This window comes from Parahoeflea olei, assembly GCF_001703635.1.
In the GTDB taxonomy this organism is placed as follows: domain Bacteria; phylum Pseudomonadota; class Alphaproteobacteria; order Rhizobiales; family Rhizobiaceae; genus Hoeflea; species Hoeflea olei.
Map to the genome: position 1 here is coordinate 253897 of NZ_LQZT01000023.1, position 13223 is coordinate 267119.

Below are 13223 nucleotides of genomic sequence, written 5' to 3' on the forward strand. Positions count from 1 at the left end.
CCGGGCAAAAGCGGGAGCGGGGCCATCATCATGGGCGGCTCCGCCGCTAGCTGATCCATTGCAACCCGTCGATCTTGATGTCCTGTCCGGTCACGAAGCAGGGCTCGGACAGGCTCAGGAAGGCAACCACCTGCGCCACGTCCGCCGGGGTGCCGGTGCGCCCCAGGCTGATGCCGCGCACCAGGTCGTCCTTGCGGGCGCGGATCATGTCGTTCGAGCGCTCGGTCTCGATCACGCCGGGGCAGACCGCGTTGACCAGCACATGCGGTGCGAGTTCCTTGGCAAGCGCCTTGGTCATGCCCAGAAGCCCGGCCTTGGCGGTGGTGTAGGAAAACTTGGAGACGGCGCTCGTCACGCCGCCGCTGTGGGCATTGAGCGACGACATCATCACGATGCGACCGCTCTTCGCCTTGACCATGCCCGGGGCGACCGCATGGGTCCAGTTGAAGGCGCCCTTGAGGTTGATGGCGATGGTGCGGTCGAACGAGTCCTCGGTGATCTCGGTGATGCCGTCGGTGTTCGACTTGCCGGCATTGTTGACCAGGATCTCGACCGGCCCGGTGGCGGCCTCGATCTCGGCCACGATCTCGTGGGCCCGGGCGAAGTCCGCGACGTCGGCCAGATAGGTGCGGCAACTCCGGCCCATCTGCTCGATCTCGGCGCGGGTGTTGTCCAGATCCTCGGCGATCAGGTCGACGAGCACGATATCGCAGCCCTGGCGCGCGAGTTCGTGGGCGCAGCCGCGTCCGATGCCGCGGCCGCCGCCGGTGATGATAGCCGTCTTCGTCATAAGGTCAGTCTTTCTTTCTGTGCAGGAACGGGAGGTGTGAGTTCGCCGGCGAAGTGGCACGCGACGCTGCTTGCGCCGATCAGGCGGTCGTCGGGGTCTTTTTCGCGGCAAAGCGGCTGGGCATGGGGACAGCGGCCCTGGAACCGGCAGCCGGGCGGAAGGTTGGAGGCGTCGGCCGGTTCGCCTTTCAGCCAGAAATTCTCCGTCACCCGCGGACCGTTGACCTTCGGGATCGCGGCCAGCAGCGACTGGGTATAGGGGTGCTTCGGGTTGTCCATCAGCTCCTCGACCGGACCTATCTCTACAATCCGGCCGAGATACATCACCGCCACCCGGTGACACATCAGCCGCACGACCGAGAGATCGTGCGAGATGAAGATGTAGGTCAGATCGAACGTGTCGCGCAGATCCCTGAACAGGCGCAGCACGGTGGCCTGCACCGACACGTCGAGACCGGCGGTCGGTTCGTCGAGAATGATGACTTCCGGGTTCAGCATCAGGATGCGGGCGAGACCGACCCGGCGTTGCTGCCCGCCGGAGATTTCGTGCGGGAACAGGTCGGCATGGCCGGCCGGCAAGCCCACGGAGGTCAGGATTTCCCGGACCTTGGTCATGCGCTCGCCATGCGGCAGCTTGGTGTGGATGATCAAGGGCTCTTCGAGCGATTTGCCGATCTTCCAGCGCGGGTCCAGCGAAGCGCCGGGATCCTGATACGCGTACTGAAGCCGTCGCCTGAGGGCGCGGGCCTCGCGCGGGGTTCGTCCGGCGATTTCCTTGCCTTCGAATAGGATCGACCCTTCATTCGGCCCCTGAATGCCCATCAGGGTCTTGCCGAGCGTCGATTTTCCGCAGCCCGATTCCCCCACCAGGCCCAGGATCTCGCCTTCGTTGAGGTCGAAGCTGACGCTGTCGAGCGCCTTGATCTGGCCGAGGGTCCGGCCGAAGGGGCCGCGGATCGGGAAGCGCACGGAGAGATCGGTGACCTTGAGAATGGTTCTGTCCGTCACAGGCTTGCCTCCTTGGTCGCGAGGGCATCGGTGATGGTGGCGTGAAGCGGGTGAAAGCAGCGCACCACGTGATCCGGACCGGCGATGTCGGAAGGCGGACGCTGCTTGCACGCCTCGGTCATGCGTTCGCAGCGCGTCTGGAACCTGCATCCGGGCGGCGGGGCATAGAAGCTCGGCAGTTCGCCGGGAATGCCGGTCATCCCGCCGCCGCCTTCGGGCAAGGAGTCCAGAAGCTTGGCGGTGTAGGGATGCGTCGGACGGTTGAAAAACTCCGCCACCGGCGCGGTTTCCACGTCCTGGCCGGCATACATCACGGTGATCCGGTCGCAGATCTCGTAGGCCGAACCCAGGTCATGGGTGGTCAGCATCACCGCCACGCCCCGGTCGGTCGCAAGGCTGCGCAGCAGCCCGAGGATCTGCGCCTGGATGGTGACGTCCAGCGCCGTCGTCGGTTCGTCGGCGATGATCAGGTCGGGCTCCGGCAGCAAGGCCATGGCGATCATCAGCCTCTGGCGCTGGCCGCCCGAAACTTCGTGCGGATACTTCTTGAGAAGCCGCTCCGGGTTGGGAAGCTGGACCAGGTTGAGCATCTCCATCACCTGGTCACGGTCGGCCCTGCGACGGGCGCGCGGATAGGGCGTCATCAGCGCGGGCAGGCGGACCCCACCCGGCGCGCGGCGCGGGGATTTCCACTTCATCAGTTCGGTGATCTGCTGGCCGATCGTGAACACCGGGTTGAGCGAGGTGAAGGGATCCTGCGGAATGAAGGTCACCCGGCGGCCGCGCACGGATTCCTGCGCGCGGGTATTGGCGCCCGAAAGCATGTCGATGCCGTCGAAATTGATGGTTCCGCCGCGGACCTGCAGCGACGTGCGCGGCAGCACGCCGAGAATGGCGCCGGCGAGTGTCGACTTGCCGCAGCCCGATTCGCCCACCAGCCCCATGATCTCGCCGCGCCGCATCGTCATGTTGGCGTCCGAGAGAATATGGGCAAAGCCGCCTTCCCCGCGGAAGCCGAGAGAAAGCCCATCGACAGTCAGGAGAGCGTCTGTCATCGGCTGCCCTTTCTCAGTTTGGGATCGAGGATGTCGCGCAGGCCGTCGCCCAGAAGGTTGAAGCCCATGACGACAAGGAAGATGGCGAGGCCGGGGGCGGCCGCATACCACCAGGCTTCCGGCAGGAATTCCCGCGCCTCGGAGATCGTGCGTCCCCATTCCGGCGTCGGGGCCGGGGCGCCGAGCCCGAGAAAGCCGAGTGCGGCCGCGGTGAGGATGGTGGCGCCCATGCCGATCGAGGTGCGCACGATGATCGCGGAGGCGGTGTTGGGCAGGATATGCAGCACCATGACCCGCAGGTCCGACGCGCCGAGCGCGAGTGCGGCCTCGACGAAGGTCTGCTTCTTCAGCGCGTTCGTCTCGGCATAGACGAGCCGCGCCCAGAACGGCCAGTAGGTGAGCGAAAGCGCCAGGATGACGTTTTCAACCGACGGGCCGAGGGTTTGGGCGATGGCAATGGCCAGCACGATCTGCGGCACCGCCAGGAAGATGTCGGAGGTCCGCATCAGGAAGCCGCCGGGAAAGCCGCCGTAATAGCCCGCGAGCAGGCCGATCGGAACGCCGATCGCCACCGAGACCCCGACCGCGATCACCGCGATGGAGATGGTGATCCGGGCGCCGAAGAGAAGCCGCGAGAAGACGTCCGAGCCCATCCGGTCCGTGCCGAAGATGTGCTCGGCGGAAGGCGGCTGCAAACGGTCGGCGAGGTGGAAGGCGGTCACGTCGCCCGGATAGGGAGCGATCCACGGGGCGAGGATCGCGACCAGCACGAGGCCCAGGATGATGGCCGCGCCAAGGCTGGCGGCCCGGTCCGACAGAAGTCGCTTGAGCACACTCATTGGATTGTCCTCGGGTCGATGAAGGTGTGGACGATGTCGACCAGCAGGTTCACGCCGATGAAGACGATGCCGACGACGATGGAGAAGCCCAGGATCGCCTTGGTGTCGGATTGCAGGATCGACTGCACCGCATAGGTGCCGAGGCCAGGCCAGTCGAAGACGGCCTCGACCACCACGGCGCCCGCGAACAGCGCGCCGAAGATCAGGCCGATCTGCGTCACTGTCGAAATCAGGGCATTTCGCAGCACATATTTCCAGATGATCAGCGAGGTCGGGAACCCCATGGCGCGCTCGTAGAGCACATAGTTCGAATTGATCACCTCGAGCACGCCGGCGCGGGTGAACCGAACCAGCGTGGCGGCTGCGGGCAGCGCGAGCGTGACGGCCGGAAGCAGCATGTGATGCAGCGTATCCCACAGCGAGGCCCAATCCCCGCCGAGAAGGGAATCGATCACGTAAAAGCCGGTGATTTCATCCGGTCCCCAACCGCCAATGCGGCCGTTGAGGGGAGTCCATCCCAGCTTCGTCGAGAAATACATCTGCAGTTCCATGGCCAGCCAGAAGCTCGCGACCGCGAGCCCGGAGACCGAAAGGATGCGAAGCAACTGATCGATCCAGGAGTTTCGTTTCACCGCCGAGATCACGCCAAGGGGCACGCCGACCCCGATCGAGATGATCATCGCCGCGATGGTCAGTTCCAGCGTGGCGGGCAGGCGGTGGAGCAGGTCGTCTGCGATCGCGCGCTGGGTGTAGAGGCTCTTGCCCAGGTCGCCCGTCGCCAGATCGGCGATGTAGCGGCCGAACTGGACATAGAGCGGTTGATCGAGACCCATTTCGGTGCGCAACGCGACGACCTGCGCCTCGGTGGCGTTTTCGCCGGCTACGATCCGCGCCGGGTCGGTCGGCACCACATTCGAAATGAAGAACACCACGAACACGAGGCCAACGGTACGAACCAAACCAGGCGGGACAGGATGATTTCCAGTCTGCGCATCTGCACGGTCTCCGTGTTTGGAGGGAAACAGGTGGCGCCGCCGCGAGGCAAGCGGCGCCACGGAACGGCTTGTGTCGAAGACTAGTCTTCGACATAGCTCCAGCGCATGTCCTGGCCGTTGCCGACCGGGCAGAAGCGCACGTTCTTCACGTTCTTGGTGTAGGGCCCGTACCACTTGGTGTTGTAGATCCAGATGCCTGCGGCATCGTCATAGATCCGCCGGGTCGCCTCTTCGTAAAGCTTGGCCCGTTCGTCCTGGTCGGTGATGACGAGCGCCTTTTCCAACCGCTCGTCGACATAGTCGACGTGGTAGGCCGAGATGTTGCGCGTCGGCGCATAGCGGCTGCCGTAGAGTTCGCCGACCCAGTTGTTGGGATCGACGTAGTAGGTCGACTTCCAGTAGGGAACCATGTCCGGCATGGTGTCGGGGCTCTGCATCATCGTGCTGATGACCGGCCAGGGTGCGCTTTCGATATCGACCTTGATGCCGAGCTGGGCGAGGGCGTTCTGCATCAGCGAGGCGACCTGTTCGGTTTCAGAGAACCCGGCCAGCGTGCCGATCTTGAGCGTGCGGATCTCGTCGCCGTGCTCGGCCTTGTAGGCGTCGAGATAGGATTTCGCCTTTTCGAGGTCGAAGCTGTATCCCTCCACATCCGGCGCGCCCCAGAGATTGCCCGGCAGAATGGTCGGGTTGCGCGCCACCGTGCCCTGCATGATCTCGTTGATATAGCCGTCGTAGTCGAAGGCATGCACCATCGCCATGCGGAAGTTCTTGTCGTCGAGCGGGGCGCGGCCGTTGTGCATGGCGATATGGAAGACCCGCATCGATTCCTGTTCGAACACCTGCACCTTGCCGCTGGAGCGCAAACGCTCGACCTGGTCGGGCGCAAGATAGCCATCGAGGCCATTGTAGTCGCCGCTCATGAGGCCCTGGATGCGGGTGTTGGTTTCGAGCACCGTGCGGAATTCGATCTCATCGAGATAGTTGTCGCCCCAGCCGGCAAAGTGCTCGACATAGCGCTTGCCGACGAAACCGCGTGCCGGGTCGTAGCGGCTGAGCGTGAACGATCCGGTTCCCGCGACATTGTCGATCAGGAAGGCCTGGCCATGGTCGCCGTTCACCTCGTTGGCCTTCACCAGCTTCGAGTTGACGACGAGAATGCTCGGCACCAGCGAGCCGAAGATCGCCGACGGTTCCTTGAGCGTGAAGGCCACGACATACTTGTCCACGGCCTTGGTCTGGCCCGGATCGATCATCGGAATGAACAGCGAGCCGGCACCCTGCTTCAGTTCGAGCATCCGTTCGAGCGAATAGACGACATCTTCCGCCGTCATGTTGGTGCCGTCGTGGAAGGTCACGTCGTCGCGCAGCTGGAAGGTCCAGGTCAGGCCGTCTTCGCTGACCTCGTGGCTGGTGGCGAGCCACGGAATCATCTTCGGCGGGTTGTCGACCCAGCGGTACAGGCCGTCATAGAAGTTGAGGCGGCTTGCCACGCGTGCCACGTCGTTGACGGTGTGGGGGTCCAGGGTGTCATAGGCCGAGTTGTTGGCGTGGACATAGCGTCCGCCGGCACCGCCCGCGGCCATTCCCATCGCGGGAAACGCCATCGTTCCGAGGGCTGCCGCCGGTATCATTTTCAGTATGGAGCGGCGATCGACGTTTCCGAATGTCTTTGTGCTGGTCATCTTGAGTTCCTCTCAGTTGCGGGGGGCATTGCTTGTTGTTCTTGTTGGCCAGACCGGAGAACCGGCCTGGCAAGCCTGCCTCAGGCAGCGTTGTCGCGCGCCCATTCGACGATTTGCGCATGGGTGGCGAACCAGATGTTGCCCTTGGCCTTGATCCGCTCGATGAGCTGCTCAAGGATCCAGACACGGCTGCGGTATCCGGTGACATGGGGGTGCATGGTCAGCTGAAAGATGCCCCCCTCCGCATGCGCAGCCTCGAATTCCTTCAAAAAGATGTCGAACACCGCTTCCGGCGGGGTGTAGGGCCGCAGGGCCGAGAAGCGGTTCATGTTGAAATAGACCGCATCATCGCGGATCCATTCGACCGGAAGCTCGATGACGCCGGTGTCTTCGCCGTCCAGAAGCAGGGTGTGGCAATCGACATCGGCCATCAGCGAGCTGTCATAGATCAGCCCCATGTCGCGGGTGATCTCGAGCGTGGCATCGCTGAAATCCCAGGACGGCGTGCGGATGCCGACCGGCCGGACGCCGGCGATCCGCTCCAGCGTGTCGGCCGAGCGCATCTGCAGATCGCGCTCCACATCCGGCGGCAGGATCGAATTGCGTTCGTGAATCCAGCCGTGAATGCCGACCTCGTGGCCTTCGGCGGCGAACATGCGGGTCTCTTCGGGGTAGAGAAGCGCGACGACGGCCGGAACGTAGAAGCTCGCCGCGACGTCATGGCGGCGCAGGATCTCCATGATCCGGGGAATGCCCTGGCGGTTGCCATACTGGCCCCGGCTCATCGCACCGATCGATTCGCCGCCGTCGCGCAATTCATTGGTCTCGTGGTCGACGTCGAACGACAGGGCGACCGCGCACCTGGCGCCGTTCGGCCAGGCCGCCGGCTTCAGGCTGCGTCCGGCGCGCACCCGGTTCACCCGGCCGCGCCATTTCTCCTCGGGCCATTCCCACGGATTGGTCTGTTCGCTCATGTCTCGCTCCTCAGGGAAAGGGGTGGCCGGTGACGGGCAGCACCTGCCCGGTGATGAAGCTCGCGCGGTCGGAGGCGAGGAAGGCGCATGCTGCGGCGATGTCGCCCGGTTCGCCCAGTCGGCGCATGGCGATGCCCGACAGCATCCGCTGCTGCCCTTCCGCGCCATAGCTCGCCCACTGGCGCTCGTAATCGGGGGAGGTGCGCAGGAAGCCCGGCGCCACCGAATTCACGGTGATGCCGAACGGTCCGAGCTCCAGCGCCATCTGCCGGGTCAGGCCAATGAGCCCGTGTTTCGCCGAGCAGTAGGACTGGATTCCCGTCAGGCTGGGCTTGAGCCCCGCACCGGAGGAAATGGTGATGAACCGCCCCGACCGGCGCGCCTTCATCGCGGGCACGACGGCGCGCATCACGTTGAGTGTCGACATCACGTTGCCGTCGTAGATCGCGCGCCATTCCTCGTCGGTCACCTCTTCCAGGGGCTTGGCGGCTTGGCCGCGCACACCACCGGCTGCGGTGACGACGATATCGGGGGCGATGGCGCCGAAGCGCTCTTTCACGGTGTCGGACTCGCCAAGATCGATGGATTCGGTCTTCAGGCCCGGATGCGCCCCGGCAAGTGCTTCGAGCGCGTCCTCGAGGATATCCGCCGCGATCACCTCGGCCCCGGCGGAGAGAAATTCGGTGGCGATCGCCGCCCCGATGCCCCGCGCTGCGCCCGTGACGAGAACCGTCTTTCCCGAGAAGTCGAACGTCATCATTCTGCCGCCTCCAGCATGTCCATCGAGCTGGCAAGTCCGGGAACGCTGGCCTTGATCGCCTCGACCGCGGCCCGGATCTCGCTGCCGTCGCCGTGCCGTTCCGCTTCGGGAAGGGCCGCGATGCGCTCGAACACCGAACGCTTGACGAAATGGCGCCAGTGGACAGGCATCATCGACAGCGCCTCGGTCAGCGCCGCGTAGTTGGCGTCTGTCCAGATCGCCTCGAAGGCGCGGCGGCTGGCGTTGTAGCTGTAGGTTTCCACTTGAGGCGCGACATGGGCCGCGCGCAGGGCCTGGGTGGTCGCCGTGTCCAGCACGCCGTCGATGTCAACCACGACCCCGTAATGAGCCCTGGCTGCCGCGGGCGTGACCGAGCCGCGCAGCACATCGCGCACCACCAGCTCCACCGGACGCTCGAACGGATCGCCAAAACCCGCACCGCCGCCGGAGGTGAGGTTGAAGACATCGCCGGGCGAGAGCGGCACCACGTCGGTGTTGCCGAGGTCGATCCGCTTGCCGTCCGGAGTCAGGCGGGTAAACAGCGATGGCGCACCCGGCATGCCGCCCGCGCCGCCCCAGGCGGCGAAGACCGACCGGTCGCGATTGCGGGCGGTGACCACGGTGTCCGGGGTGAAGACTTCCACCTCGAGTTCGGTCGCCATGCCGCCCCGCGCCTTGCCGGCGCCGCCGGAGTCCGGGACGAGCCCGTAGCGGCGGAACTTGATCGGCACCTCGATCTCGTTGATCTCGACCGGCGTGTTCTTGAGGAAGGCGGTGTTGGCGCCCGATCCGTCGGCGCCGTCTCCCAGGGCCGAGCCGCCGGCGCCGCCGGTCACCGGGTCGATCGAGGCCATCGACAGCTTGCCGGAGCGCGCGTCAAAGGTCTTGACGTTGACGATCCCGCCGCCGCCCGCGGCACCGACCGGCAGGCGATCGGGGGCTGCGGCATGGAACGCGCCCATGATGACGCCCTGCAGGCGTCCGCAGGTGAGCGACCGCATCCCGACCGCGGCCGGGTGCTGCGGGTTGAGCACCGTGCCCTCCGGCACGATGCAGGTCGCGGACCGGAGAATGCCGCCATTGAGCGGGATCGAGGGATCGAGCGTGTAAAGGCAGTAGTTGAAGCCGACCATCAGCAGGATGTGCCGCGGGTTGCCGCCGGTCGGCATGTTCAGCGCCGATTTGAGCTGCGGATCGGAGCCGGTGAAGTCCATCACGATGCCGTCGCCGCGGATCTTCAGATTGAGCTCCAGACGCACGGGAACGCCGTTCGGCCCGTCCTCGTCAAGATAGTCCACGAAGCGGAAATCGCCGTCCGGCAGGTCCGAGATCACCGCGCGGGCGCGCGCTTCGGCGACGTCCAGCAGGTCCTCGATCCCGTTCTTCACCGTCTCGACACCGAATTTCCGGATCATCGCATGCATCTTGGCTTCGCCGGTGTTGACCGCCGCGATCTGGGCATTGAGGTCGCCCCGGTTCTGGTCGGGCATGCGCACATTGAGCATCATCGTGTCGACGAGCTGCTGGTTCAGGACGCCGCGGCTGACGAGCTTGGTCGGTGCGAAGCGGATCCCTTCCTGGTGAACTTCGGTGTTCGCCCGGGACAGCGAGGCGGGCACCGCTCCGCCCATGTCGGTGTTGTGGATATGGCCGACGGCGAAAGCGATGATCTCGCCGTCCCAGAAAATCGGCTTCCAGATGTGCATGTCGGGCGTGTGCGAGCAGACGAAGCCGGAATAGGGATCGTTGGTGACGCAGATGTCGCCTTCCTCATAGCTGTCGATGAGATCGATCGCGCCCTTGTAGTCGAGGCCGATGAACCAGGTGGCGCCGAGATCCCGCGGCGAGGCGAAGGTCATGCCCGATGGCGCGACCAGGCCGGTGGTGAAGTCCTCGGTCTCCTTGACGAAGGTGGAGTGCGCGGTGCGGAACAAGGTGTAGGCCATGCTCTCGGCCACGGCCTGCGCATGGTTCTCGAGCACCTTGAGCGTGACGGGATCAGTGCGCATGGGCGGTCTCCGTGAGCGTAAGGATCAGGTTTCCGTGCGAGTCCACCGTGCCGGTGAAGCCCGTGGGGACGATGGTGGTGGTGTCGTCCTGCGCGATCACGCAGGGGCTGCCAAAGCGGGCCCCGGGGGTCAGCTCCGACCGGCGATAGAGCGCGACTTCGCGGCGCGCGCCATCGACATGGGCATGGATGGTCTTTTCGGGCGCCACGTCCCGGGGCTCGGGATCGCTTTTCGACAGGGTCGGCTTCACCGAATGGCCGGTGACGACGAAATTGATGGCGATGATCTGGATCGGTGCGTCCGTGTCGGCGTGGCCGTAGAGCCGGCGGTGTTCGGCGTGGAAAGCTTCGGTGATCGGGCTGACATCGCCCGCAGCCACGGCGGCCGGATCGATCGGCACCTCGATTTCGAAGCTTTGGCCACGATAGCGCATTTCACCTGCGGCATGGAAAACCGGGGTGCCGTGGTAATGCTGTTCCTCGACCATCCAGTGTCGCGCCTTTTCGATGAGGCGGTCGATCGTCTCGCGCATGCGCGGCGTGTTCGCCGCATCGAGATCGTAATAGGCGGTCTCGGTGAAATCGTTGCGCACGTCGGCGGTCAGCCCGCCGAGCGCCGAGAGCACGCCTGGGGACTGCGGGACGATCACGCGTTTCATGCCCAAGTCACGGGCGAGGAAGCAGGCCATCATCGGCCCGCCGCCGCCAAAGGCCAGCAGGCTGAATTCCTGAACGTCGATGCCGCGCCGGGAGCAGAGCTTGGTGACTTCCCGGAACATTCCCGAAACCGCGATGCCGATGATGCCTTCGGCGGTGGCTTCGAGGGTGGAGCCGAGCTTGTGGGCCAGCGGCTCGATCACGGCGACCGCCTTGTTGCGGTCGACGGAGACCATGCCGTAGCCAAGCGTGGAAAGGTCGAGCAGGCCGAGGCTCACGAAGGCGTCGGTGATCGTGGCATTGGTTCCGCCGCGCCCATAGGCGGCCGGACCCGGCGTGGAGCCGGCGCTGTCGGGACCGACCGTCAGCAGGCCGGCCGTGTCGATCCGCGCGATCGAACCGCCGCCCTCGCCGATCGAGGTCACCGAGACGGTGGGCACATAAATCGGAAAGTCGCCGACGGTTTCGTTCATGCCGTAGCCGGGCTGGCCGCCGGTGATGATCGCCACGTCGGCGGAGGTGCCGCCGATATCGAGGCTGAGCACCTTGTCCTCGCCTGCCGCGCGCGCCACGAAAGCCGCGCCCATGACGCCGGCGGCGGTGCCGGAAAGCAGCATCTCGACGCAGGCCGACTTGCCGACCTCGACCGACATGACCCCGCCATTCGACTTGGTGATCATCGGCTCGGGTGCGACCCCCAGCCCGCCCAGCGCGTCCTGAAGGGCGCTGAGATATTGCGAGACGCGCGGCTGGACATAGCCATGGATGACGGCCGTGGAGGTGCGTTCGTATTCGCGGATGATCGGGCGGACCTGATGCGAGCAGAAGACATGCAGCTCGGGGGCGATTTCTGAGATCAGTCGCTTCGCTTCGAGCTCGTGGGCCGGGTTCCTGTAGGAATGGAGGAAGGAAATCACGATGCCTTCGGCGCCCCGCGCCCGGGCCGCATCCACGGCGGCCTTCAGGCTTTCCGGGTCGAGCGGGGTGTCGACCGAGCCGTCCGCCAGGATCCGTTCGGAGACGCCAAAGACCAGATCCCGGGTCACCAGCGGCTCGGGGCGCGAGGACAGCAGGTGGTAGGGATCGGGCATCTTCAGCCGCGCCAGTTCCAGCACGTCGCAGAAATTCTCGGTGGTGAACATGGCCAGGCGGATGCCCTTGCGCATGATGATGGCATTGATGCCGACGGTGGTGCCGTGGGTGAAATAGGAGATATCCGCCGGCTTGATGCCGAACCGGTCCTCAAGCGCCTTCAGTCCGTCGATCACCTCCTGGCCGGGGCGGTCGGGTGTGGTCAGCACCTTGACGGTGCCCATGGTCCCGATGGTTTCGTCGAATGCACAGAAGTCGGCAAAGGTCCCGCCGATGTCCACGCCCACGCGGTAGCTCATCACGCGTCTCCTTGTTGTGTTGATGTCTTTGTCGGGCTGTCGGTGCCGGCCGTGGAAGGTTCGGTCGGCCGGCGGTATCCGAGGCGAAGGCTGATGCGTTCGGCGCCGTCGAGCACGGCCGCCAGCATCTCGTCGCGACGCAACTCGAACCGAGCGGTGACCGTGGCGATGTCGAGAACCGCGACCACTTCGCCCGCCGCATTGCGGATCGGGCTGGCAATGCCCGCGCCGCCCAGGGCGTATTCGTCGACGATGGTGCCATAGCCATCGGCACGGATCTTCGCGAGCGCCGCCCGGATCTCGCTCTCGGTCGTGGGCGTCCTGTCGTTGAACGGGCTGAGTTGGGTGCTGGCGAAATATGCGTCGATCTTTTCGGGCGGCTGCCAGGCGAGCAGCACGCGTCCCATCACCGTGCCGTAGCCCGGCAGCGAGGCCTGTTCGGAGGCGTCATAGCGGATCGGCTGGCGGCTGACCGCCTTGGCGATCAGCCGGGCGTCCTGATGCTCGGTTCGCACGCAGACAAAGACGGTTTCGTCGAGCCGGTCACGGATCTCCTCGACGATAGGCACGGAGACAGAGGTGAGCAGGCCCTCGAAGCCGCCTACCCAGCCGAAGCCCTGCCGAAAACTCTCGACCAGGATGTAGCGGTCGGCGCTGTCCTTGGTGACGTAGCCGCGGGCAACCAGGGTCGAGACAAGCCCGTAGGCGCTCGATTTCGGAATCCCCATGATCGCCACCAACTCGTTGAGCCGCATCGGCTCGGTTCGGCTCGAAAGGAGTTCCAGGAGATCGAGAACCCTGGCTGCTGACTTGACTTGCGTGTTCATATATGTGAACCTTGTGCGCCTATATGTGCAACGTTCCCAACTGATTTGACCTATGTCAACACGGAAATTTTCGTGCGGCCGCGCTTCGCCGCCGGATCCGGGCCGGTGTGGGTCTGGTTTGGGACGCGCTGGAGCAGGCAAGAAGCGGGCAAGGCGAGAACGGCGCCGCACGTGAGGGTTGCGCGGGAAATGCCCCGGCTCCAGCACGCGCGTTAAGACAGCCGGCGACGCCAAA

The 13223-nt window shown here is 65.1% G+C and carries 11 protein-coding genes; all 11 read right to left on the reverse strand.

From position 1 onward, the window contains the following. Positions 1 to 46: 46 nt before the first annotated feature. The 11 genes from AWJ14_RS14050 to AWJ14_RS14100 all read right to left on the reverse strand — a co-directional run bounded on the left by AWJ14_RS14050 (position 47) and on the right by AWJ14_RS14100 (position 12988). The gene (locus tag AWJ14_RS14050; RefSeq protein ID WP_066180291.1) at positions 47 to 790 is read right to left on the reverse strand and encodes an SDR family NAD(P)-dependent oxidoreductase; all 744 of its coding nucleotides are present in this window, start codon (positions 788 to 790) and stop codon (positions 47 to 49) included. After that, a complete protein-coding gene (locus AWJ14_RS14055) occupies positions 787 to 1797 on the reverse strand; it encodes an ABC transporter ATP-binding protein (protein ID WP_066180294.1) in 1011 nt (336 codons plus the stop codon). The genes AWJ14_RS14050 and AWJ14_RS14055 overlap by 4 nt, the downstream gene beginning before the upstream one ends. Continuing rightward, positions 1794 to 2852 carry an ABC transporter ATP-binding protein gene (locus tag AWJ14_RS14060; protein WP_066180296.1) on the reverse strand — a complete coding sequence of 353 codons (1059 nt, stop codon included), beginning with the start codon at positions 2850 to 2852 and terminating at the stop codon, positions 1794 to 1796. Before AWJ14_RS14060 ends, AWJ14_RS14055 begins: the two co-directional genes overlap by 4 nt. Next, entirely contained in the window at positions 2849 to 3691 is an 843-nt protein-coding gene (locus AWJ14_RS14065) for an ABC transporter permease (protein ID WP_066180298.1), read from the reverse strand. Before AWJ14_RS14065 ends, AWJ14_RS14060 begins: the two co-directional genes overlap by 4 nt. Further along, a complete protein-coding gene (locus tag AWJ14_RS14070; RefSeq protein ID WP_066180299.1) occupies positions 3688 to 4650 on the reverse strand; it encodes an ABC transporter permease in 963 nt (320 codons plus the stop codon). Before AWJ14_RS14070 ends, AWJ14_RS14065 begins: the two co-directional genes overlap by 4 nt. A gap of 116 nt (positions 4651 to 4766) precedes the next feature. Continuing rightward, the gene (locus AWJ14_RS14075) at positions 4767 to 6371 is read right to left on the reverse strand and encodes an ABC transporter substrate-binding protein (protein WP_066180302.1); all 1605 of its coding nucleotides are present in this window, start codon (positions 6369 to 6371) and stop codon (positions 4767 to 4769) included. 80 nt (positions 6372 to 6451) lie between these two features. Beyond that, entirely contained in the window at positions 6452 to 7345 is an 894-nt protein-coding gene (locus AWJ14_RS14080) for a polysaccharide deacetylase family protein (protein ID WP_066180304.1), read from the reverse strand. 10 nt (positions 7346 to 7355) lie between these two features. Beyond that, positions 7356 to 8105, reverse strand: a complete 750-nt coding sequence (locus tag AWJ14_RS14085; RefSeq protein ID WP_342587262.1) for an SDR family NAD(P)-dependent oxidoreductase — start codon at positions 8103 to 8105, stop codon at positions 7356 to 7358. After that, the gene (locus tag AWJ14_RS14090) at positions 8102 to 10114 is read right to left on the reverse strand and encodes a hydantoinase B/oxoprolinase family protein (protein ID WP_066180306.1); all 2013 of its coding nucleotides are present in this window, start codon (positions 10112 to 10114) and stop codon (positions 8102 to 8104) included. The genes AWJ14_RS14085 and AWJ14_RS14090 overlap by 4 nt, the downstream gene beginning before the upstream one ends. After that, positions 10104 to 12161, reverse strand: a complete 2058-nt coding sequence (locus AWJ14_RS14095; protein ID WP_066180309.1) for a hydantoinase/oxoprolinase family protein — start codon at positions 12159 to 12161, stop codon at positions 10104 to 10106. The genes AWJ14_RS14090 and AWJ14_RS14095 overlap by 11 nt, the downstream gene beginning before the upstream one ends. Further along, on the reverse strand, positions 12161 to 12988 hold the full coding sequence (locus AWJ14_RS14100) for an IclR family transcriptional regulator (protein ID WP_066180311.1): 828 nt from the start codon (positions 12986 to 12988) through the stop codon (positions 12161 to 12163). The genes AWJ14_RS14095 and AWJ14_RS14100 overlap by 1 nt, the downstream gene beginning before the upstream one ends. Positions 12989 to 13223: the final 235 nt, after the last annotated feature.